General features: G+C 37.7%; 17 protein-coding genes, 1 riboswitch and 1 other annotated feature. Of the genes, 13 read left to right on the forward strand and 4 right to left on the reverse strand.

Annotation, left to right across the window (positions count from 1 at the left end):
- Positions 1-4 precede the first annotated feature (4 nt).
- Positions 5-1,591, reverse strand: coding sequence for a phosphoenolpyruvate carboxykinase (ATP) (gene pckA, locus C7Y47_RS21890; protein ID WP_142510676.1), 1,587 nt, complete (start codon positions 1,589-1,591; stop codon positions 5-7).
- A gap of 617 nt (positions 1,592-2,208) precedes the next feature.
- Positions 2,209-2,328: riboswitch (SAM riboswitch) on the forward strand.
- 324 nt (positions 2,329-2,652) lie between these two features.
- Here pckA and metK point away from each other — a divergent pair.
- Entirely contained in the window at positions 2,653-3,849 is a 1,197-nt protein-coding gene (gene metK / locus C7Y47_RS21895) for a methionine adenosyltransferase (RefSeq protein WP_142510677.1), read from the forward strand.
- A gap of 171 nt (positions 3,850-4,020) precedes the next feature.
- On the opposite strand, the gene C7Y47_RS21900 is transcribed toward metK, so the two are convergent.
- Entirely contained in the window at positions 4,021-4,539 is a 519-nt protein-coding gene (locus tag C7Y47_RS21900; protein WP_142510678.1) for a gamma carbonic anhydrase, read from the reverse strand.
- Between the two features lie 135 nt (positions 4,540-4,674).
- On the opposite strand from C7Y47_RS21900, the gene C7Y47_RS21905 reads away from it, so the two are divergent.
- From C7Y47_RS21905 to C7Y47_RS21915, 3 genes are all read left to right on the forward strand, one after another.
- On the forward strand, positions 4,675-5,481 hold the full coding sequence (locus C7Y47_RS21905; protein ID WP_132364588.1) for an alpha/beta hydrolase: 807 nt from the start codon (positions 4,675-4,677) through the stop codon (positions 5,479-5,481).
- Positions 5,482-5,608: 127 nt separating this feature from the next.
- A complete protein-coding gene (locus tag C7Y47_RS21910; RefSeq protein WP_142510679.1) occupies positions 5,609-7,111 on the forward strand; it encodes an alanine/glycine:cation symporter family protein in 1,503 nt (500 codons plus the stop codon).
- Positions 7,112-7,279: 168 nt separating this feature from the next.
- Positions 7,280-7,918 carry a superoxide dismutase gene (locus C7Y47_RS21915; protein WP_142510680.1) on the forward strand — a complete coding sequence of 213 codons (639 nt, stop codon included), beginning with the start codon at positions 7,280-7,282 and terminating at the stop codon, positions 7,916-7,918.
- Between the two features lie 147 nt (positions 7,919-8,065).
- Here the strand turns inward: C7Y47_RS21915 and C7Y47_RS21920 are convergent, their stop codons facing one another.
- Together C7Y47_RS21920 and C7Y47_RS21925 are read right to left on the reverse strand one after the other, a co-directional pair.
- On the reverse strand, positions 8,066-8,644 hold the full coding sequence (locus C7Y47_RS21920) for a tRNA (mnm(5)s(2)U34)-methyltransferase (protein ID WP_142510681.1): 579 nt from the start codon (positions 8,642-8,644) through the stop codon (positions 8,066-8,068).
- Positions 8,641-9,597: a TIGR01212 family radical SAM protein gene (locus C7Y47_RS21925; protein WP_142510682.1), complete on the reverse strand. Its 957-nt coding sequence runs from the start codon at positions 9,595-9,597 to the stop codon at positions 8,641-8,643. Before C7Y47_RS21925 ends, C7Y47_RS21920 begins: the two co-directional genes overlap by 4 nt.
- A gap of 211 nt (positions 9,598-9,808) precedes the next feature.
- Between C7Y47_RS21925 and C7Y47_RS21930 the strand changes: the two genes are divergently transcribed.
- The 9 genes from C7Y47_RS21930 (at position 9,809) to C7Y47_RS21970 (ending at position 22,906) form a co-directional block, all read left to right on the forward strand.
- A complete protein-coding gene (locus C7Y47_RS21930) occupies positions 9,809-10,987 on the forward strand; it encodes an MDR family MFS transporter (RefSeq protein WP_142510683.1) in 1,179 nt (392 codons plus the stop codon).
- A gap of 172 nt (positions 10,988-11,159) precedes the next feature.
- On the forward strand, positions 11,160-11,507 hold the full coding sequence (locus tag C7Y47_RS21935) for an ArsR/SmtB family transcription factor (RefSeq protein WP_142510684.1): 348 nt from the start codon (positions 11,160-11,162) through the stop codon (positions 11,505-11,507).
- A gap of 65 nt (positions 11,508-11,572) precedes the next feature.
- Positions 11,573-13,297 (forward strand): SulP family inorganic anion transporter, encoded by a 1,725-nt coding sequence (locus C7Y47_RS21940; protein WP_142510685.1) that lies wholly within the window; start codon positions 11,573-11,575, stop codon positions 13,295-13,297.
- Between the two features lie 309 nt (positions 13,298-13,606).
- A complete protein-coding gene (gene dhaK / locus C7Y47_RS21945; RefSeq protein ID WP_142510686.1) occupies positions 13,607-15,358 on the forward strand; it encodes a dihydroxyacetone kinase subunit DhaK in 1,752 nt (583 codons plus the stop codon).
- 101 nt (positions 15,359-15,459) lie between these two features.
- Positions 15,460-15,673, forward strand: a binding site (T-box leader).
- A 90-nt stretch (positions 15,674-15,763) separates the two neighbouring features.
- On the forward strand, positions 15,764-18,181 hold the full coding sequence (gene leuS / locus C7Y47_RS21950) for a leucine--tRNA ligase (protein WP_142510687.1): 2,418 nt from the start codon (positions 15,764-15,766) through the stop codon (positions 18,179-18,181).
- A gap of 98 nt (positions 18,182-18,279) precedes the next feature.
- Positions 18,280-18,801 carry a sigma-70 family RNA polymerase sigma factor gene (locus C7Y47_RS21955; protein ID WP_142510688.1) on the forward strand — a complete coding sequence of 174 codons (522 nt, stop codon included), beginning with the start codon at positions 18,280-18,282 and terminating at the stop codon, positions 18,799-18,801.
- Positions 18,788-19,720 (forward strand): hypothetical protein, encoded by a 933-nt coding sequence (locus tag C7Y47_RS21960; RefSeq protein WP_142510689.1) that lies wholly within the window; start codon positions 18,788-18,790, stop codon positions 19,718-19,720. Before C7Y47_RS21955 ends, C7Y47_RS21960 begins: the two co-directional genes overlap by 14 nt.
- A gap of 912 nt (positions 19,721-20,632) precedes the next feature.
- Positions 20,633-21,904 (forward strand): L-lactate MFS transporter, encoded by a 1,272-nt coding sequence (locus tag C7Y47_RS21965; protein WP_142510690.1) that lies wholly within the window; start codon positions 20,633-20,635, stop codon positions 21,902-21,904.
- Positions 21,905-22,213: 309 nt separating this feature from the next.
- Positions 22,214-22,906: an AIM24 family protein gene (locus tag C7Y47_RS21970; protein ID WP_053485054.1), complete on the forward strand. Its 693-nt coding sequence runs from the start codon at positions 22,214-22,216 to the stop codon at positions 22,904-22,906.
- The last annotated feature ends 190 nt before the right edge of the window (positions 22,907-23,096 follow it).

Consider the following 23,096-nt stretch of genomic DNA (forward strand, 5'->3'; position numbering starts at 1 on the left):
TAAATTATTTTAATGGACCGCCAAGTTTAGTGATAGCTTCAGAAACATTTGAGAATTTCTTGAAGTTTTCGTTGAATAAACCAGCAAGTTCAGCAGCTTTTTTATCATAAGCAGCTTTGTCTGCCCATGCATCACGAGGATTAAGTACTTCTGTCGGTACACCTTCAATAGAAGTTGGAATGTTTAAACCGAATACTGAATCTTGAATTGTTTCAACATCAGTTAATTTGCCGTCAATTGCAGCACGTACCATTGCACGAGTGTAAGAAAGCTTCATTCGGCTACCAGTACCATATTCGCCACCAGTCCAACCAGTGTTCACTAAGAATACTTGTGCACCGTGCTCGTCAATTTTTTGACCTAACATTTCAGCATAAACTGTTGCTGGAAGTGGAAGGAATGGAGAACCGAAGCAAGTTGAGAATACTGGTTCTGGCTCTGTTACACCACGTTCTGTACCAGCAAGTTTAGATGTGAAACCGCTTAGGAAGTGGTACATTGCTTGCTCTTTTGTTAATTTACTGATTGGAGGTAATACACCAAACGCATCAGCTGTTAAGAAGATGATTGTTTTTGGGTGACCTGCAACAGATGGATCAACAATATTTTCGATGTATTGAATTGGATAAGCTACACGCGTATTTTCTGTTAATGAACCATCATCATAGTCACAAACTCGAGTTTCTGGATCAACAGCTACGTTTTCTAGAACAGAACCGAAGCGGATTGCGTTGTAGATTTCTGGTTCTTTTTCAGCAGAAAGGTTAATTGTTTTTGCATAGCAACCGCCCTCAATGTTGAATACACCGTTATCAGACCAACCGTGTTCATCGTCACCGATAAGCTTACGGTCAGGATCAGCTGATAAAGTTGTTTTACCAGTACCAGATAAACCGAAGAATAATGCAACATCTCCAGCTTCACCAACGTTTGCTGAGCAGTGCATTGAAAGGATGCCTTGTTGTGGTAACAAGTAGTTCATAATACCGAAAATAGATTTTTTGATTTCACCAGCGTATTCAGTACCACCGATTAGGATAATTTTCTTTTCTAGTGATACAATGATGAATGTTTCAGAAGCAGTACCATCAATAGCAGGATCTGCTTTAAAGTTAGGAGCTGAGATAACTGTGAAGTCAGCAACATGAGAAGCCAATTCTTCTTCAGTTGGACGGATAAATAATTGATGAGCGAAAAGATTGTGCCAAGCATATTCATTGATTACTTGGATGCTTAATTGCGAATCTTTGTCAGCACCAGCAAAGCCGTTGAATACGAATAATTCTTCACGTTCTTTTAAATATTTTACTACTTTTACATATAAGTTATCGAACACTTCAGAAGAAATTGGTCGGTTAACTTTTCCCCAGTCAATTTTATCCTTTGTGCTCTCTTCTTCTACCGTATATTTATCTTTAGGTGAACGACCAGTGTATTTGCCAGTTTCTGCACGAACTGCGCCATCTACTGTTAACATAGCTTCACCACGAGATGTAGCTTTTTCAGCTAATTGTGGTACTGAAAGTTGAACATTAATGTTACCGCCGTTTAATAATTCCTTCAGTTCGTTTGCAATTTCTACTGAATTCATCGATTAAATACCATCCTTTTTTATAGTATTCCCTTGAGTCTGAGGGAGATTTTCTTAATTTCAAAAATAGTATAACACAATTGCTTAAATAATCTATACTAATTCAGAAATTATTTTTCAGATTTTATTACTTTTCAAGAAAACGACAAAAAGTAAATTGATTCGTTTTTATAATGCTTTTTACCCTATTTACAAGTGATCACACATTCACTTTCGACACAGCAAAATTGTGTTTGGAAGCTTTTGGCTAACATGGGGTCCGCACAGGATGTGAAGTTTTAGCTTGTTTTTTATAGTTGGAGCTTGTCTTCGACTAAAAAGGGGCTATAATCATATTCATCCACCACATGTTTTGTAGCTAACGCTTTGCTTTTGCTACAAAATGTACTGTAAAGGGTTACACATATGTTAACACATGATGTGAGGTGGAGAGTAGGGATTATTTTGTTTTAATTTACAGCATAACCCAAATTCCTTTCTGTATAAATCCCATACTTTCTTTGAATACAACCAATTATGCCACAGCATGCTTTCACCAGAGAAGACACTCGCTGAAAGAAGATAAAAATATTTGACAATGTTCGACCATTTACGTATTATGAGATATTGAACGGATACTCTTATCCCGAGCTGGTGGAGGGTCAGGCCCTGTGAAACCCGGCAACCTGCATGAACTATTTCACGACATGCGCTGGTGCCAATCTGATGCAAGGGGAAACTCCCTTGAACGATAAGAGTGAAAGGTTACGAAGTCATTATTCCTTTCCTCATGTTAAGTAAGCGTGAGAAAAGGATTTTTTTATTGTTAAAAACGAATTAAAGGTAAGTATACAGTCCTTTCCTTATTATAATGACGGATCTTTCGAAAATCCTCGTGTTAAAAGCAGCAGCTGTTTATTTGTGCGAAAACGTAATGACAGCAACAAATGTTTACTGCACGAAAGTGCAACGACAGCAACAACGGCTTGAGAGTTCAATCCTTAGGGGCGAACTTGACATGGGTAATGAGTACCGTATTAATTCGCAAATATTATTTGTAAAAGTAATAGGAGGAAAATCAAATGACAAACCGTCGACTGTTTACATCAGAGAGTGTAACAGAAGGACATCCAGACAAAATTTGTGACCAAATCTCGGATGCCATTTTAGATGCTATTTTAGCAGAAGATCCAAACGCGCGTGTAGCGTGTGAAACAACAGTAACAACAGGCTTAGCGTTAGTAGCAGGAGAAATTACTACTTCTACTTATGTAGATATTAAAGGTATCGTTCGTGATACTGTAGCAGAAATCGGTTATACACGTGGGAAATACGGCTTTGATGCTGAAAACCTAGCAGTACTTGTTGCGATTGGCGAGCAATCACCTGATATTGCCCAAGGTGTTGACCAAGCATTAGAGGCGCGTGAAGGCTCTATGACAGACGCTGACATTGAAGCAATTGGTGCAGGTGACCAAGGTTTAATGTTCGGTTATGCATGTAACGAAACGCCAGAGCTTATGCCATTACCAATTAGTTTAGCGCATAAATTAGCTCGTCGTTTAACGGAAGTACGTAAATCTGGTGAATTAGCATATTTACGCCCAGATGGAAAAACGCAAGTAACGGTTGAATATGATGAAAACAATGTACCAGTACGCGTTGATACGATTGTAATTTCAACACAGCATGATGAAGAAGCTACACTTGAGCAAATTCAAGCAGACTTAAAAGAATTCGTTATTACTCCAGTTGTTCCAAGTGAATTACTAGATGCCGATACTAAATATTTCATCAACCCAACTGGCCGATTCGTAATTGGTGGTCCTAAAGGGGATGCTGGTTTAACTGGACGTAAAATCATCGTTGATACATACGGTGGCTATGCACGTCATGGTGGAGGTGCTTTCTCAGGTAAGGACGCAACTAAGGTAGACCGTTCAGCGGCATATGCAGCACGCTATGTGGCGAAAAATATCGTAGCTGCTGGTTTAGCTGATCGAGCTGAAGTACAACTAGCTTATGCGATTGGTGTTGCTCAACCTGTATCTATTGCTGTTGATACATTTGGAACAGGAAAAGTTACGGAAAGTGAAATTGTAGAATGGGTACGCGAGCTATTTGATCTACGCCCAGCGGGGATTATTAAAATGCTTAACCTTCGTCGTCCTATTTATAAGCAAACTGCCGCATATGGTCACTTCGGTCGTACAGATTTAAATGTACCTTGGGAACAAACAGACAAAGCTGACGCATTAAAAGAAAAAGCAGGTTTATAAACTATTCAGCTAAAGCAATGAAGTATCTGGAAAAATATTTTAAAATACTATTACAGAAAGGGGCTCAATATTCTTATAGCCCCTTTCACTGTTTTTAACAAAAAAATAAGCTCCTAATCATGGAGGGCTCGGTTACCCAAGAAAACGTGGAGCTGCTTTGATTTAGTTAAATTAATTTTTTGGTTGAAGAGATTTATAGTATTGCCCCTTTTCTACATATTCACGTATGATGCGTTCCATATCTTCTTTATCTTCATCATTTAATTCTCTTACAACTTTTGCAGGACGGCCTAGTGCTAAGCTATTTGGAGGAATTACTTTGCCTGGAGGAACTAGACTACCCGCCCCAATGAATGCACCCTCTCCAATCTCCGCTCCGTCTAATACTATAGAGCCCATACCTATTAAGGCTTTTTTTCGAATCGTACAGCTATGTAAAGTTACTTGATGCCCTACTGTTACTTCATCTTCAATAATTAGTGGATATTTAGGGCTTTGATGTAAGCAACAGAGGTCTTGAATACTAACTCTTTTTCCTATAATTGTTGGTGATACATCTCCTCGAATAACTGTGTTAAACCAAATTGTTGTTTCAGCACCTATTGTAACGTCGCCAGTAACTGTTGCATAATCAGCAATGAAAACAGAAGGATCGATATTGGGTTTTTTACCTTTAAATGGATAGATCATGAGTATCGCCTCTTTTCTTTCTATGATGTAATATTATCGTATCAAATACGCAACATGATGGAAATATAAAATTAAAATGATCTAGATATTCCGATATAATCATTGTGTAATTATTTTTTAGGAGGACTATGTGAAATGTGGAAATGGGAAGCTGATGGACAAGCAAAGGCTGTGGTTGCTATTCTTCATGGTGCATATGAAAATCACCGTTGGTATGCATGGCTTATAGAAAAACTTAGATTGGAAGGCTTCCACATAGTCATGGGGGATTTACCTAATCATGGAGTAAATGTAGGATATTCAAAAATTCACGATGAAGATTTTAAAGAATACAACAAATATACAAGGAATTTAATCGAGAATGCATTTTCGTATAATTTACCTGTCATTTTAATAGGACATGGGCTTGGCGCGACTCTATTACTACATACCATGCAAAAACGAAAATATGAATGTGCAGGAATTATTTTAACTTCACCATGGCTTCATTTAAAGCTATTGCCGGGTAAACTCTCAAATGCTTTAACTAGTTTAAGTGCCTTGACTGCCAATGTGAAACTGACCCATGAAATTACATTAGAATCATTAACGCGCAGTATAGAAGGTAGAGATGAGATGAAGGATGAAGTTCCTTTTTCATCCGTTGTTTCAGTGAAATGGTATCGCGAGCTACAACAAATGATGCGCAATTTAGTGTTATTGCCTAAGGCTGAATTCCCAAATAGGCCTATGTTAGTTATGACAGCTGAAAAAGATAACATTACTGAAACTAAACAAACAAGGAATTGGCTTTATCAGATGGAATTTACAGAGTTTCAATTCAAAGAATGGGCAAACTGTTATCATAATCTATTTCATGAAGTAGAGCGTGACGAGATTTTTGTTTATATTCGTGATTTTATTAATAATGCTCTTCGAAGAATTGGCTATATAATTGAATAGTGAATTTCCTCTCCAATTAACTAGAAAAATTACTAACTTTTTGTTACTTAAATATAATGTTGTAATTTTCTGAAAAGTGTAATACTATAATGACTTAAAGTGATGCTTTTCAAATTGGAGGGGTAAAATGGAAACAATTGTTGAGAAAATTAATGAGATTTTGTGGGGACCGTGGTTTATTTATGGCATTTTGTTAATTGGGCTCTTCTTTTCAATCATTACACGGTTCCTACAAGTAAGACACATTAAAGATATGTTTGTTTTAATGTTTAAAGGCGAAAAATCGGAGAAGGGGATTTCCTCTTTCCAAGCGATGTCTATTGCATTATCTGGTCGAGTAGGTACAGGTAATATTGCCGGTACTGCTACAGCAATCGGGATGGGGGGACCTGGTGCTGTTTTTTGGATGTGGGCAATCGCCTTTATCGGTGCGGCAACTGCTTACGTGGAGTCTACGTTGGCTCAAATTTATAAAGAAGAGAAAGACACAGAATATCGTGGCGGGCCAGCTTTTTACATAGAAAAAGGAATGGGGCAAAAGTGGTTTGCAGTTATTTTCGCTGTTGCCGCATTAGTTGCCATGTTAATTTTGATGCCAGGTGTTCAATCGAATGCAATTGCGACAGCAGTTGAAAACGCTTTCGATGTTAAGACTTGGATAACAGGACTTATTATTGTCGTACTATTAGGTACTATTATTATCGGTGGTGTAAAATGGATTGCCAATGCTGCACAAGTCATTGTACCGTTTATGGCATTAGCATATATTCTGATGGCCATCATTATTATTGTAATGAATATTAAAGAAGTACCAGCTGTATTTTCATTAATTTTTTCTAGCGCATTTGGAGCGCAAGAAATCTTTGGTGGTATTATTGGCTCCGCTATTGCATGGGGGGTTAAACGAGGTATTTATTCAAATGAAGCAGGTCAGGGGACAGGTGCGCATCCGGCAGCGGCAGCAGAAGTATCACACCCTGCTAAACAAGGTATCGTTCAAGCAGCTTCTGTGTATATTGATACGCTATTAATCTGTTCAGCTACAGCATTTATGATTTTATTTACTGGTATGTATAATGTACACGATGAAAAAGCGGGCGCTGATTCATTTGTTTATGTTGGTGATTTCAATAAAGGCGAATTAACTGGAGAAGAACAAATCACATTTGCGAAAAGTATTAAAGAAGGCGCAGCATACACACAATATGCAGTTGACTCTTCACTACCAGGTTTTGGTGGACCATTCGTAGCGATTGCCTTATTCTTCTTTGCTTTTACGACAATTATGGCATACTACTACATTGCAGAAACGAATGTGGCTTATTTATTCTCAGGAGGTACAGAAAAAGTCGTCATATGGCTAGCTAAATTCGCAATTTTAATTTCTGCATTTTACGGTACAATCCGTACATCCGATCTTGCTTGGGCAATGGGGGATGTTGGGCTAGGTCTAATGGTTTGGATTAACGTTTTAGCGATATTAATTATTATGAAGCCTGCTATAGTCGCTTTAAAGGACTATGAGAAACAGAAAAAAGAAGGAAAAGATCCTGTTTTTGATCCTCGTAAACTAGGAATTAAAGGAGCAGATTTCTGGGTAGACTATAATGAAAAACGTAAAAATAAATAGATAAAAAAGAGAAAGCTATCTAATAGATTTTAATATTCTATTAGATAGCTTTTTTGATTTTATAAAAAGAAAATAAATTTTCTGTTGACTGCAATAGAAAAAGAAGGTATATTTTGTTTTAAGGAAATTATCTTTCCTTTAAGAAACATTTTGGGAGGAGGTGAAAAAATGACTGTGTTCCATTTACCGAAACTATCATATGATTATGATCAGTTGGAGCCTTATATTGATGCTAGAACGTTAGAAATTCATCATTCTAAGCATCATGCTACGTATGTAAATAATTTAAATGCGGTCTTAGAAGGTCATAAGGATTTACAAAATCTGTCATTAGAAGATTTGTTACGAAATCTTGATGTACTTCCAGCTGACATTCAAACAGCTGTACAAAATAATGGTGGAGGTCACTATTGCCACAGTTTGTTTTGGGAATTGATGAGTCCCTGTGGTGGTGGCAAAGCGAATGCAGATATGGGAAAGGCGATTGATTATTATTTTAAAACGTTTGATAATTTTCAGGATCAGCTTTCTAAAGCAGCAATTACCCGCTTTGGAAGTGGGTATGGCTGGCTAGTGCTAGATGGCGAACAATTAACCATTATGAGTACAGCTAACCAAGACACACCTTTAAAAGAAGGGAAAATTCCTCTACTCGTTATTGATGTATGGGAACATGCATATTATTTGAAATATCAAAATCGCCGACCTGAATTTGTTACGAATTGGTGGAATACTGTCGATTGGGATAAAGTCAATCAACGATATGTGGATGCAATGAAACAACAAACACTTTTAAAATCTAACTAAGCTAAGTTAATTAAGGTAATTTGACATGAAAGTAATAATTAAGTACTCCTCCCTATCCCCCGCGCCATCGGGGGATATTTTCTTGTCAAAATTAAAAGGCTGATTCCAATGTTCTATCGGAATCAAGCCTTATATCGAAAGGTTTAATTAACTTAACGAGTAATCTTTCATTTTCTCCAAAGCTATCACAAAGGGTGGATCATTTTGTTGATTTAGAAACTCGTATTTTAATACATGTACATATTTTTGGGGAAGTTGACTGACATATTCTATCACTGCATCCCGTTCTTCCTTACCACCCGGATGACCGTGATAAATGACAAGGACAATAAGACCACCGATTTTGAGCAGCTTTAGCAAATCTTCAATCGCTTGTATCGTTGTATTTGGCTGTGTAACGATGTTGTGATTACTACCAGGCAAATACCCAAGATTGAAAATGGCAGCAGCTACCGCCTTGTGTACATAGTTGGCTACTTCCTCATGCCCTCTATGCAAAACAAGTGCACGGTGCTCTAAGCCATGATCTAAAAGGCGGTGGAGAGTTGCATCAACAGCGCTCTTTTGAACATCAAATGCGTACACTTGACCTTCATCGCCGACAAGCTGTGCTAAAAACAATGCGTCGTGGCCGTTACCCGCTGTGGCATCCACTACAGTGTCTCCCTCTTCAACTGTATCTGTTAGTAGCTGTTGTGCATATTGTAAAACACGTTGTAGCTTCATTTGGCAACCTCAGCTCGATAAAATTTCCCTTGCCAGCTTCCACGTCGTTCAAGTTCAGCATCAATGCCATTTAATACTTCCCATTTATTAACACTCCACATTGGGCCAATCATTAAATCAATTGGTCCATCGCCTGTGATACGGTGAATAACCATATCCGGTGGTAGAATTTCAAGTTGATCTGCTACAAGCTTTGTATAAACGTCTTGATCTAAAAATTCTAACATGCCCTTTTCATATTGCTTAACCATTGGCGTACCTTTTAAAAGGTGTAGTAAATGAATTTTAATGCCTTGTACATCAAGTTTTGCGACTTCACGAGCAGTTTCCATCATCATGTCATAGTCTTCAAGAGGAAGACCATTAATAATGTGCGAGCATACGCGTATACCATGCTTTCGTAGCTTGTTAACACCTTCCACATATGTTGCATAATCGTGGGCGCGGTTGATAAGATTTGCTGTTTTTTCATGCACAGTCTGAAGTCCGAGCTCAATCCATAAATAGGTACGCTCGTTTAATTCAGCTAAATATTCAACTACATCATCTGGCAGACAATCTGGGCGCGTTGCGATGGATAATCCATCAACTCCCTCTTGAGCCAACGCAGCTTCAAATTTTTCCTTTAATACAGGAAGTGGTGCATGTGTATTTGTATATGCCTGGAAGTAGGCCATATATTTGCCATCTTTCCATTTTTGATGCATTTTGTCACGGATTTCAGCAAATTGTACCTCGATAGTATCAACTTTATTGCCTGCAAAATCACCTGAACCTGCGGCACTACAAAACGTACAACCTCCGAAGGCAACAGTACCATCACGATTTGGGCAGTCAAAGCCTGCGTCTAGTGCTACTTTAAAAACTTTATGACCAAATTGCTCACGTAAATAGCGATTCCATGTATAATATCTTTTCCCATCTGAAGGAAAAGGAAAGTTTGTCTCTGTCATTTATTTCACTCCTCTAACGTTATATTTTATCACGTGCTGGTGCTTCCGTCATGATTTATGTGAATGACTGGAGCAAATCATGAGGGGTACCGAACGAAACCTATCACTATTCTAAAGCCTAAGTAAAAAGAGTAAATTTATTTTTCTTGTGCTTTTGTATTTTTCAACATAAACTAACTATTTAGAGTAGCGAAACAATGGAGGTCGTTCTATGCCAAAAAGTGTTTGGTTTTTAATTATCGGAATGTTTGTGAACACAACAGGCAACTCGTTTTTATGGCCTTTAAACGCCATTTATATGCACGATTATTTAGGGAAATCACTTGCGATGGCAGGCTTTGTGTTGATGTTGAATTCTGCTGCCGGCGTATTAGGAAATCTCTTAGGTGGTTATTTATTTGATAGAATAGGTGGCTATAAATCAACAATGTTGGGCATTCTTTTGACAATTTCCTCATTAGTAGCTTTAACGATTTGGCACGACTGGCCACATTATGTGTGGATTTTAACGATACTTGGCTTTAGTGGGGGTATTGTCTTCCCAGGAATGTTTGCTTTAGCTGGAACTGCGTGGCCTGAGGGCGGACGAAAGGCTTTTAACGCAATTTATTTAGCTCAAAATGTAGGAGTGGCGATTGGTCCTGCACTTGCCGGCGTTGTTGCTGATTACAAATTTGACTACGTCTTCATTGTCAACTTAGCTATGTATATATTGTTCTTTTTTATAGCGTTTTTTACTTTTAAACGATTAGAAGAGGGAAGCATTGCACCGAAGAATGTCGTGAGTGAAAGTAAGCGAATTATTAATAAAGCACCGTTTTATGCATTAATAATTATTAGTTCATCCTCTGTGTTATGCTGGCTAGCTTATTCACAATGGAGTGCGACTATTTCTTCCTATACGCAAGATCTAGGATTAGGGTTGAAACAGTACAGCTTACTTTGGACAATTAATGGCCTACTTATCGTTTTAGGGCAACCGCTAATTGCGCCGCTAGTGAAACGTTGGGAAAACAAATTGAAGCGTCAATTAGTTTTTGGCGTTATCCTGATCGCAATATCCTTTGGCATCATTGCATTTGCGAGTGATTTTAAAATGTTTGGAGCAGCAATGGTTGTGCTAACTTTTGGTGAAATGTTTTATACGCCTGCTTTACCTACCATCGCCAATCAGCTTGCACCAAAAGGGCGTCAGGGTTTTTATCAAGGGATTATTAATAGTGCGGCAACTACAGGTCGTATGATTGGCCCTCTATTTGGTGGTATTATGGTTGATCAGTTTGGCATGATTGCTCTCGTATTAATCCTAGTAATTATTGTATTGTTTGCGATTATTCCATGCCTTATCTATGATTATCCTTTACGAAACAAGAAAACAGTGACAGATTAATAGTTAAATTTAACAAAAATATTTTCAAAACGAGCAAAAAATGTGTGGGAAACACGTTTTTTGCTCGTTTTTTAATAGTTGATATTGAAAGTCAACAAATTGTGGCGTACAATCAATCATACATATTCAAATATTTGAATATATGAAAATGAAGTTCCTTGGAGGGGTTTATGTGGAAGAGAGCTTGCAGCAATTTAAGGCAGATTTTTTTAAAGCTTTAGCACATCCATTACGAATCAGAATTCTAGAATTACTAGTAGATGGTAAAAAAAATGTCAATGAAATTCAAAGCTGCTTAGAAAAAGAGGGCTCAGCTGTTTCTCAGCAATTAAGTGTATTACGAGCCAAAAATATTGTGCATGGGACGAAAGAGGGGAAAAGAGTTTACTATTCTTTAAGCGATCCGATGATTGGGGAATTACTTGGTGTTGCAAAGGATATTTTCAACAATCATTTGATAAATACAATTTCAAGATTAGAAGAAATGACTATTAACGAAAATAATGAAGAGGATATGTAAATTTTGTAGACTGTGTTCTTATGAAACATTTACCGTGCTTATTATTTTGAAGGGAAGATTTATAGATGAAGTCACTGTTTACAGGACGATATGAAGGATATTCTGTTCATCATTTGAAAAAAGATTTAATATCAGGGATCATTGTCGGGATTGTGGCAATACCGCTGGCAATGTCCTTTGCTATTGCGTCAGGTGTTAAGCCTGAGTATGGAATATATACAGCTTTTATTGCTGGAATACTTATTTCTCTTTTGGGTGGTTCGAAATATCAAATAGGGGGACCTACAGGTGCGTTTGTGCCAATTCTGCTAGGGGTAGTCATTTCGTATGGTTATGAAAACTTACTAATCGCTGGATTAATGGCCGGAATTATTTTGTGCTTAATGGGGATATTTAAACTTGGCTCATTAATAAAATTTATCCCGCGTCCCGTGACAATAGGATTTACAGCAGGAATTGCAGTTATTATTTTTACAGGCCAAATCGCTAATTTCTTAGGTTTGACTAATATTAAAAGACATGAGTATTTTATTGACAATGTAAAAGAAATTGTTATGCATATTGGCACAACAAACTTTTATAGTGTTTTAACGGCAATCATTAGTCTCATCATTATTTTGATAACACCTAAAGTTTTACCCAAAGTTCCAGGGGCGTTAGCAGGCATTGTTTTTTCTACATTAGTTGCAACGTTCTTTTTTTCTGAACAAGTTGCCACGATCGCAACGGCCTATGGTCAAATTCCAAATACATTACCGAATTTTGCAATTCCAGATATCACATTAGAGCGAATTCAGCTACTTATTGGACCAGCCTTTGTGATCGCCATGCTAGGTGGCATTGAATCACTTCTATCGGCAGTAGTAGCAGATGGTATGACAAATACAAAACATAATAGTAATCGAGAACTTGTTGGTCAAGGAATTGCTAATATCGTCACTCCTTTCTTTGGAGGAATCCCTGCGACAGGGGCAATTGCTCGAACTGCAACAAATATTAAAACAGGTGCCGTATCACCAATATCAGGGGTTATTCACGGTGTATTTGTCTTAGTCACTTTATTAATACTAGCGCCCTTTGCTTCACATATTCCTTTAGCAAGTATGGCTCCAGTTTTAATGGTTGTGGCTTGGAATATGAGTGAGCAAAAGCATTTTGCGCATATTGTTAAATTAAAATCTGGCGATTCCCTCGTTTTAATGATTACGTTTTTACTGACTGTTTTTACAAGCTTAACATTAGCTGTAGAGGTTGGACTTGTGTTAGCGGTCGTATTATTTGCGAAGCGTATGAGCGAAAAGCTTGTAGTAACAAAAGTATTACCGGATCATTCGAAAGAAAGTGGGAAGGTACAATCACATGTTGTTCATCAGAAACGTGACTGTCCACAAATTAGTATTTATACAATTGAAGGTCCTCTTTTCTTTGGTGCAGCTCAAACTTTTGAGGAGGCAATTGTAAGTTCCATTCAACAACAACAAAAAGTTTTGATATTACGTATGAGTAAAGTGCCCTTTTTGGATACGACAGGTGAGACATATTTTGGTAATGTCATCCGGAATTTTAAAGCTCAGGGTGGCACTATTTTAGTTACAGGTGTGCAAGATGAAGTGAAATTAGCACTACAAAAAAATGGTTTATATGCTGAAATTGGTGAAGATAATTTCTATCAGCGTACAGGAGAAGCGATTAATAAGGCTTTAAGTTATTTAGATACAAATAAATGTATTGGATGTAAGCATTTTGCTTTTCATGAATGTCAGAAATTATCCCGTGTTAACGGGCAGTAATTTATTCTCACCGAAAGCGAAGCAACAGGTACAAGTCTCCCACCTCTAACTTCTACGAAAACGTAGAAGTTAGGTGGGAATAACTGCTTAAGAGGTTATGATGATCATCTCTACAACATAAAAAAGCCGAGTGTCTTTAGACAAATCGTTTATTTTGTCCTTCTGAGATAAAGCGCTTTCATTTTGCTATAATTAATAAGAATATGCTTTCAAATAATAGAAATCATATCATAGCAGAAATCTCCTATGAATAATTATAGAAGAATAGGCTGCGAAGAATGTAACCAAACTTACAGGGGAGGAATAAAAATGAAAAAAATTATGAATCAACCTGAAACACTCGTTATGGAAATGTGCAATGGGATGGTAATGGCTCATCCGGAACTTGAGTTGTTAAAAAAATATAAAATAATTAAGAAGAAAGAAATGAATGAAAATAAGGTAACTTTAATTAGTGGTGGCGGTAGTGGACATGAACCGGCACATGCGGGATTGATAGGGAAAGGAATGCTTGATGCTGCAGTATGCGGTGACATATTTGCTTCTCCTTCGCAAATACAGGTATATCAAGCCATTAAAGCGACAGCCAGCAAAAAAGGTACACTGCTTATTATTAAAAATTACAGCGGAGATATTATGAACTTTAAAAATGGTGCCTACTTAGCTACTGAGGATGGTATTCGAGTAGAGTACGTCCGCGTAAATGATGATATTGCAGTAGAGGATAGTCTTTATACAGTAGGAAGACGCGGCGTTGCGGGGGTTGTGTTAGTGCATAAAATCGCTGGTGCGGCAGCAGAAGAAGGTATGAATTTGATGCAGGTGAAAGCTGTTGCGGAAAAAGCGGCGGCAAATGTTCGAACAATTGGTCTAGCACTAACTTCCTGTACGGTTCCGGCTAGTGGATCACCGACTTTTAAATTGGGTGAAGATGAGATGGAATATGGCGTCGGTATTCATGGAGAGCCCGGGAGAAAACGTGAAAAAGTTATGGCAGCAGATGAATTAGCTATTCGTATGACAAATGACCTTGTGAAAGATTTAGGATTAGATAAAGGTGTTGAAATTGCTGTTTTAGTAAATGGCTTTGGCGGTACACCGCTTCAAGAACTTTATCTGTTTAACAATGCCGTTACTAGAGAGTTAAGTAAAAGAAATATACGAATTAATAGAACGTTTGTCGGCAATTACATGACTAGTATTGATATGGCCGGGATTTCTCTAACAGTAATGAAACTAGATAATGAGCTGAAAACATTACTATCGAAAGAATGTAATACACCTGCATTTAAGGTAGAGGGACCAGTTGATAGTGTAGAATACGTAGATATTAATGACAATATAGAAGAGAAACGAGTTTTCTTTGAGACGGAAACAGTGGAAGAGCACGCTATTATCAAGAGTGAGGTCATCACATTAAATAATATGATTTATCTCGTAGATAAAATGAGCGAAATTATTATCAAGAACGAAGTACCTTTCTGCGAATTAGATACACATGCAGGTGATGGCGATTTCGGAATGAGCGTCGCTAAAGGATTTAAGCAATTAAAACGAGAATGGGGCTCGATTCTAGGTCAGGAACATTTAACTATTGGGACTTTCCTTGATGCGTGTTCTATGGTGATTATGGAGCATTGTGGAGGCGCTTCTGGACCCATTTGGGGAGGGGCTTTCCGAGCTGCGGGTAAAACTGTAGAAGGAAAAATCGAATTAACGGTCGGAGAGTTTGCTGAAATGTTACAAGCTGCGCTTAAAGGCATACAGTCTATCGGTGAGCGCTCTTTCGGAAGAGGGGCAGTGGTAGGTGATAAAACGCTTGTAGATGCACTAGTACCTTGTGTAAATGTTTGGACAGAAAGTGCTTTTGCTTGTGCGGATTTTAAAACTGCCTTTGAAAAAGGGGCAGAGGCTGCTGTTAAAGGAGCTGAATATACAAAAGAAATCGTTGCTCGAATGGGTCGCGCTGGTACGGTTGGTGAAAGAAGCCTAGGCTATCCGGATGCTGGTGCTTATGCGCTAGGCGTTATTTTTACGGAGCTTTCTCGTAGTTTAAAATAGCTGCAGTTTCACAAATAGGCATTGAATTGTTCAAAAATGGGTAGTATGTAAACAAAGTCTTGTGCTTTTCAGTACTTTCCATTAGAATAAATGCAATACTTGTAAAGACAGTGATTTAGGAATAGTAAATTTGTGGTTCTTTTTAGAGAGCTAGCGGTTGGTGGGAGCTAGTAGGGAAGCAAATTGAACTCGCCTTCTGAGTCTGCCCGCGTGAAATAGCGCGTGCCGTTCCTTTCCGCGTTAAGGAAGCAAGAGCCGAGTGTAATCACTAATGTGGGTGGTACCGCGGGAGATACGAATTCTCTCGTCCCTTTCTGACAAAGAGAGGGACGAGTTTTTTTATTTTTTAAATATTTTGTCAATTCTTTAAGTGAAAAGTATGACGCATTCAAAGGAGGAAAAATAATGAGTTTTAATCATCAACAAATTGAAAAAAAGTGGCAGCAATATTGGGCTGATAACAAAACTTTCAAAACTGAAAATGAAACAGAAAAACCAAAATTTTATGCATTAGATATGTTCCCGTACCCATCTGGTGCAGGTCTTCATGTAGGACATCCAGAGGGTTACACGGCGACAGACATCCTTTCACGCTTCAAGCGTATGCAAGGCTATAACGTCCTACATCCTATGGGGTGGGATGCATTCGGTTTACCAGCAGAACAATATGCACTGGATACAGGAAATGACCCAGCTGAATTTACAGCGAAAAATATTGCGACATTCAAGCGTCAAATCCAAGAGCTAGGCTTTAGTTATGATTGGGATCGTGAAATTAACACAACAGATCCAGAATATTATAAATGGACACAATGGATCTTTATCCAACTTTATAACAAAGGTTTAGCCTATGTAGATGAAGTAGCTGTAAACTGGTGTCCTGCACTAGGAACAGTACTTGCAAACGAAGAAGTTATTGATGGAAAGTCAGAGCGTGGTGGTCACCCTGTAGAACGTCGTCCGATGAAACAATGGATGCTTAAAATTACTGCGTTTGCTGATCGTTTAATCGACGACTTAGAGGAAGTTGATTGGCCAGAGTCTATTAAGGATATGCAGCGTAACTGGATTGGTCGTTCAGAAGGTGCAGAAGTAACATTTAGTATAGATGGTACAGATGAAAACTTCACAGTGTTTACAACTCGTCCTGATACGTTATTTGGTGCTACATACTGTGTTCTTGCACCTGAGCATCAATTAGTGGGGCAAATTACAACTGCTGAACAACGTCAAGCTGTTGAAGCTTATTTAGATAAGGTAAAAATGAAATCTGATTTAGAGCGTACAGATTTAGCGAAAGAAAAAACAGGCGTATTCACAGGTGCCTATGCAGTGAATCCAATTAACGGTAAAAAAATGCCGATTTGGATTGCAGACTACGTATTAATATCATATGGTACAGGTGCAATCATGGCGGTTCCAGCACATGATGAGCGCGACTATGAATTTGCAACAGAATTTGGTTTAGAGATAACTCCTGTACTTGAAGGTGGAGACATTAGCAAAGAGGCATTCACAGGAGATGGGAAGCACATTAACTCTGAATTCCTTGATGGCTTAAACAAAGAGGACGGTATTGCTAAAGCAATTGAATGGCTAGAGGAAAAAGGCGTAGGGGAGAAGAAAATCTCTTACCGTCTTCGCGACTGGTTATTCTCTCGTCAACGTTACTGGGGTGAGCCAATCCCTATGATTCATTGGGAAGATGGTACAACGACACCAGTACCGGAATCAGAATTACCATTAATGTTACCAAAAACAGATAATATTCGTCCTTCGGGTACTGGTGAGTCTCCATTAGCGAATATTTCTGAATGGGTAAATGTTGTTGATCCTGAAACGGGCAAAAAAGGTCGTCGCGAAACGAACACGATGCCACAGTGGGCAGGTTCTAGCTGGTACTTCATACGGTATATAGACCCAACAAATAAAGAAGCAATTGCGGACCCTGAGTTACTGAAACGCTGGTTACCAGTTGATATTTATATCGGTGGGGCAGAGCATGCCGTATTACACTTACTATACGCCCGCTTCTGGCACAAAGTATTATACGATTTAGGTGTTGTACACACGAAAGAGCCATTCCACAAATTATTTAACCAAGGGATGATTCTTGGTGAAGGTAACGAAAAAATGTCTAAATCAAAAGGTAATGTCGTTAACCCGGATGAAATCATTTCTTCACACGGTGCTGATACTTTACGTCTATATGAAATGTTTATGGGTCCACTTGAAGCATCTGTTGCATGGTCAACAAATGGCTTGGACGGAGCACGTCGCTTCTTAGATCGTATTTGGCGTCTACTTGTCAATGAAGAAGATGGTACAATCGCAGCGAAAATTCAAGCTTCTGATGACAAAACACTTGAAAAATCATATCATCAAACGGTGAAAAAAGTGACAGAGGATTACGAAGGTATTCGCTTCAATACAGCTATTTCACAAATGATGGTATTCATCAATGATTGCTACAAAGCAGATGTAATTCCAACAGAATATGCTGAAGGCTTTGTGAAAATGCTAGCTCCAATGGTTCCACACGTTGCTGAAGAGTTATGGCAGATTTTAGGTCATGAAGAAACACTTTCATATGCGCAATGGCCAACATATGATGAGGCTAAACTTGTTGATGATGAAGTGGAAATCGCAGTACAAGTGCTCGGCAAAGTACGTGCAAAAATCATCGTAGCGAAAGATGCTTCAAAAGAAGAAATCGAAAAAGTAGCTCTTGCAGATGACAAAGTACAAGAGTATATAGCAGGCAAAAACTTAGTGAAAATTATTGTCATTCCAGGCAAGCTTGTTAATATCGTCGTGAAATAATAAGGTGAAAAGTGTCCAATATTTGGGCACTTTTTTCTTTTTTTACGAAACCAACTGAGAGTTCGATACGACTATAGTGTGAAATAGGAGGTGTTTGTTTGAGTGAGCATTTAGCAAGGGTTATGGAAGAGCATGGTGAATACTGTCTTCGAGTAGCTTATCTGTATGTAAAGGACTGGGCTATCGCAGAAGAAATCGTTCAGGATGTATTTTTTGCCTATTATCGGCAGCAGGAGCGCTTTGAACAACGATCCTCACTAAAAACATATTTAGTAAAAATAACAGTACATAAAAGTCATGACTATTTACGAAGCTGGAAAAATAAGCGCCATATTTTATTTGAAAAGCTGCATATTGGAGTCAGTAAACGATCGCCAGAAACAAGTTTGCTTGAAAAGGATGAACGAAGAATTGTGACAGCAGCTTTGTTTGAGCTTCCAATCAACTACCGAGAAGTAATTATTCTTTATTATTACCAAGAATTAAAGGTTCGAGAGATAGCAGAGGTTCTTGCCTGTACAGAAAATACAGTGAAAACAAGACTACGTAGAGCAAGACAAATATTGCAGGAAAAACTGGACAAAAATCATTGGGAGGTGCTAGAAGATGACATCTTTTAAGGATAAGCTGGATAAAGAGCTTGGAGAAGCCCCACGTTTCTCTCAACAATTGCAGGAGCGTATTTTGCACGATGTAGTTCAGCAAAATAAACAACCTAGTAGATGGCAATATCCAACGATTTTCATTGGAGCAGTCGTGACGATCCTCATTTTAATTGTAATTGGGCCATGGAAACAAGTAGATACATCTAGGCATGCGACGATTATTGAACTGGCTCAACATGAGGTTAAACAGTTTACTATTGCACGAAATCAGGAGGAAGATTCCTTTAAGGCTGGAAGAACTGGTTGGATCATAGTGCAACAGGCATATAAAAAAGATTCGGAAACACGGCTCATTGCTAATATGCTTCAAAAAGCAGTTAAATCGAAAATGGATAATGATTATTATGCGTTTCGTGATGTATGGGTGGAGTTTGACAATGGGCATGCTTCGCAGCTAAAAATGTTCTTAAACGATGGGCAGCTAGCTTTCAGCGATCGACATACAAATGTCTTTTATAAAGTGAAAGATGACGATACTGCCTCAGCATTTATTGCGCTTATGCAAAAAGATGAAAAGGATTTTAGTTTTGGTAAGATCTTTACTTTTTTAATAATTGCTTTCTTATTAGGGTGGCTTTTAGAAAAAGCTATTCGAAAAAAGTTTAGCATTCCAAAGAAACCAAAATATATAAATACAAGCCATCAACGTACAACGTATATTGCTAAGTTTATACAAGGGGCGACTTTAATTTTATTTAATATAAATGGTTGGTTTTTATATACAGCTGCATTTTGCATATTTTTAACTGTCGCTATAGTAAGCACTATTATGATTGACTATTATTATGGGCGTGAAGAAAAAAGACATTATGTTTCGGTGGGGTCATTTGCACTAGTGCCACTAATTATTGTATTTATCATTTATTTTCTATAGAAAAGGAAACAAACGAAAAGAGATGCTCGAGTTATTCCAGAGCATCTCTTTTTGATAGATGACTAGAAATTGATAACTTGTTTTGAAATATGTAATTAAGAAGAGGAACTTTAATAACCGATAAAAATACTAAAAGTAAAATCCTTTGAAGAATACGTTCGTATACATAACTGACCCACACTTGGAGTTTAGTTTTATTAACATCGTTCTAAAAAGTACTTTTTTACTTGTGTGCTATAGGAAAAGTTTTTGTTATAACTGAGTTGCTTTTAAGTTTAAAAAGCATTACTAGCCATAGTCTGAAAAATGTGCAGGATTCATTTTAAGTGAAAAAATATATATTTGAATAATAAAAATGAATGGGTAGTGATTATTCATTTTGAAATATACAAAATGTGTATTGGGTTTATTTGATTGAATATCCATATAAAGTTAAATAGATCATTTAACAATGTTTTTAAGCATCCTTTTACGAGAAAGAAATTCGTTTATTTAAGTTGCAAAATTCTCTCTTATTCTAAAAATTTCTACATGATGATTATCTTTTTGTGCCCTATTAAAGAAATGTGCAGGATTAATGAGAGTTAGAAAAAATGCAATATACATAGATTGTATGTGAAAATATGCACAAAATTAATTATATCAGTATAATTAATGTGAAGTTGGATAATAGAGTAGAAAAATATTGATAGCTAAAAAATGTTATGGTTTTTGTTTAAAAAACATCTATTTGCTTAGAGACTGTAGGGTTTTCGTTATAAAAATATTGGGGTAGAAAATAAAATACTTTTTGCAGAAATAATATTTTTTTAAAAAACATCTTGCATTTGAATAATTCTAAGTGGTAAATTGTTTTACAGAGACGTTCATAAAACTTTCACAGGTAGCAAAAGAGGGGAGAAAAGAGAAATTATGAATAAAAATAGATGGTTAATTGCATTATCCGCAATCGCTATTCATCTTTCGATCGGTGGAGCATATGCATACAGTGTATACAAGCTACCGATTGTCAAAGAGATGGGATGGAGTGAAACGAACGTAACGGTTGCCTTCACAATAATGATGGGGCTTGCTGGTTTTTCAGCAGCATTGTTCGGTAACTTAGTAGAAAAAATGGGGCCACGTAAATCTGCAATGATAGCAGCTGTTCTATTTGGAGCAGGACAAGCTGGTGCGGGTGTAGCGATTTCAATGGATTCCGTAACATTGTATTGGTTAACATATGGTTTACTAAGTGGCTTGGGTATGGGTATTGGTTATATTGCGCCAGTATCGACATTAGTAAAATGGTTCCCAGATCGCCGCGGTTTAGCAACGGGTATGGCTGTACTTGGATTTGGTTCAGGGGCACTTATTACAGCGCCAGTCGCAGCTAACTTAATGGAGGCTGTAGGTATTTCTACAACGTACTTTATTTTAGGGGCAAGTTATTTCACGTTAATGATTTTAGGGGCTTCATATATAGCACCGCCTAAACCTGGTTATATGCCAGCGAATATGAAGGCTGCTGCAGATAATGGTAAAGAAGTTGTGAAAAAAGATTTAGCTGTCATGTCAGCACGTGAAGCTGTGAAAACTAAGCATTTCTGGATGCTTTGGTCGATGCATTTAGTAAACGTAACAGCAGGTATTATGATGATTTCTGTTGCATCTCCAATGGCTCAAGAAATTGTAGGATTATCAGTTGCGGGAGCCGCAGCAATGGTAGGAATAATGGGATTATTTAATGGTGGTGGTCGTTTAATATGGGCTGCTGTGTCTGACTATATTGGTCGTTCGAACGTCTTTGTCATTTTCTTTATCGCACAGCTTGTTACTTTTATCGTCTTACCACATACTACAAACGTTATTATTTTCCAAGCACTTATTTTCTTAGTTGTTAGTTGCTATGGTGGAGGTTTCTCGAATCTACCTGCATTTGCAAGTGATTTATTCGGTACGAAACAACTTGGCGTTATTCATGGTTATTTATTAACGACTTGGTCTTTAGGTGGTATTTTTGGACCGCTCTTAGTAAGTACAATTAAAAACGCTTATGGAAGTTATATTCCAGTATTCTATGTATTTACAGGGTTAATAGCTGTTTCATTAATTATTTCATTAACATTACGTGCAGATGTACGTAAACGAACAGCATTAAAACAAGCTTCTCAAAAGGTTGGGGACGTCTCCGCTACACAATAAATTATACTTTCAATTCGCACTTGAAGGTATCGGCCATATGAGTGTCATTTCGCACATGACGCTTGTATGGTCTTTTTATGTAGTTGTTGTTATATAACACTTGATTAATCTCTGTTTAATGTATAACAGTCGGTGTCTGATGTCAATATCATTACGGGAAATAAAGTGATTTCGCTACCAAAAGAGAAATTTTGTAACGGAAAGCGAATGAGGGGTTCATTTTCAAGAGGGAGCCTTTAAATTCTTGCACTTGATTGAATCTTTTCATATGTTAAAACGTATATAAAATAAATAAGGAGGCAATGTGATATGGGGAAATTTTCTTTAAATGAATTTATTAATAAAACACAGCAAGACGACAACGAAAATGAATACTTCGAGTTAGAAACTGAGCGTGTATTAGAGGTTAACCTAAATGGCGAGGTTTGGTCGAAAATGGGCGCGATGATTTCTTACATAGGAGATATTAAGTTTGAGCGTGAGCGTGTGCTGGAACATGGCCTCGGTAAAATGTTTAAAAAAGCATTAACAGGCGAAGGTACACAACTTATGAAAGCTAAAGGTAAGGGGCGACTTTATTTAGCCGATCAAGGGAAAAAAATAACGGTTTTCGATTTAAAGGATGAAAGTATTTGTGTAAACGGCAATGATTTACTTGCCTTTGAGCCAAGTATTGATTGGGATATTCATTTAATGCGTAAAATGGCAGGAGTCATGTCAGGTGGGTTGTTTAATGTAACCTTACAAGGAAGAGGGAAGGTAGCTATCACAACTCATTTTGAGCCGTTAACATTGTTAGTGAAGCCTGGTGAAACGGTCTATACAGATCCGCATGCTACAGTAGCATGGTCAGGTAATCTGGCACCAGAGTTTAAAACAGATATTAGCTTCCGAACGTTTATCGGTCGTGGTAGTGGTGAATCCATTCAAATGGCATTTTCAGGTGAAGGATTTGTCATCATTCAACCATTTGAGGAAGTATATATGTCTAAAGATAGTTAAAAAAGCGTGTCCATTTTGGGAGGGCACTGAAAAAGTCTATATCTTTTCACATTGCGAGGTATTCAACGATTAAATCGTTGAATACCTCGCTTTTTTCATTTGGCACTGTGACTCTACTGTTGTTTTCCGAAGCATTCCGCTCGCTTTCCGCGGGCGAGCGCCGAGCCTCCTCCTACGCTTCGCTTCGTGC

It is taken from the genome of Lysinibacillus sphaericus, assembly GCF_006864135.1.
In the GTDB taxonomy this organism is placed as follows: domain Bacteria; phylum Bacillota; class Bacilli; order Bacillales_A; family Planococcaceae; genus Lysinibacillus.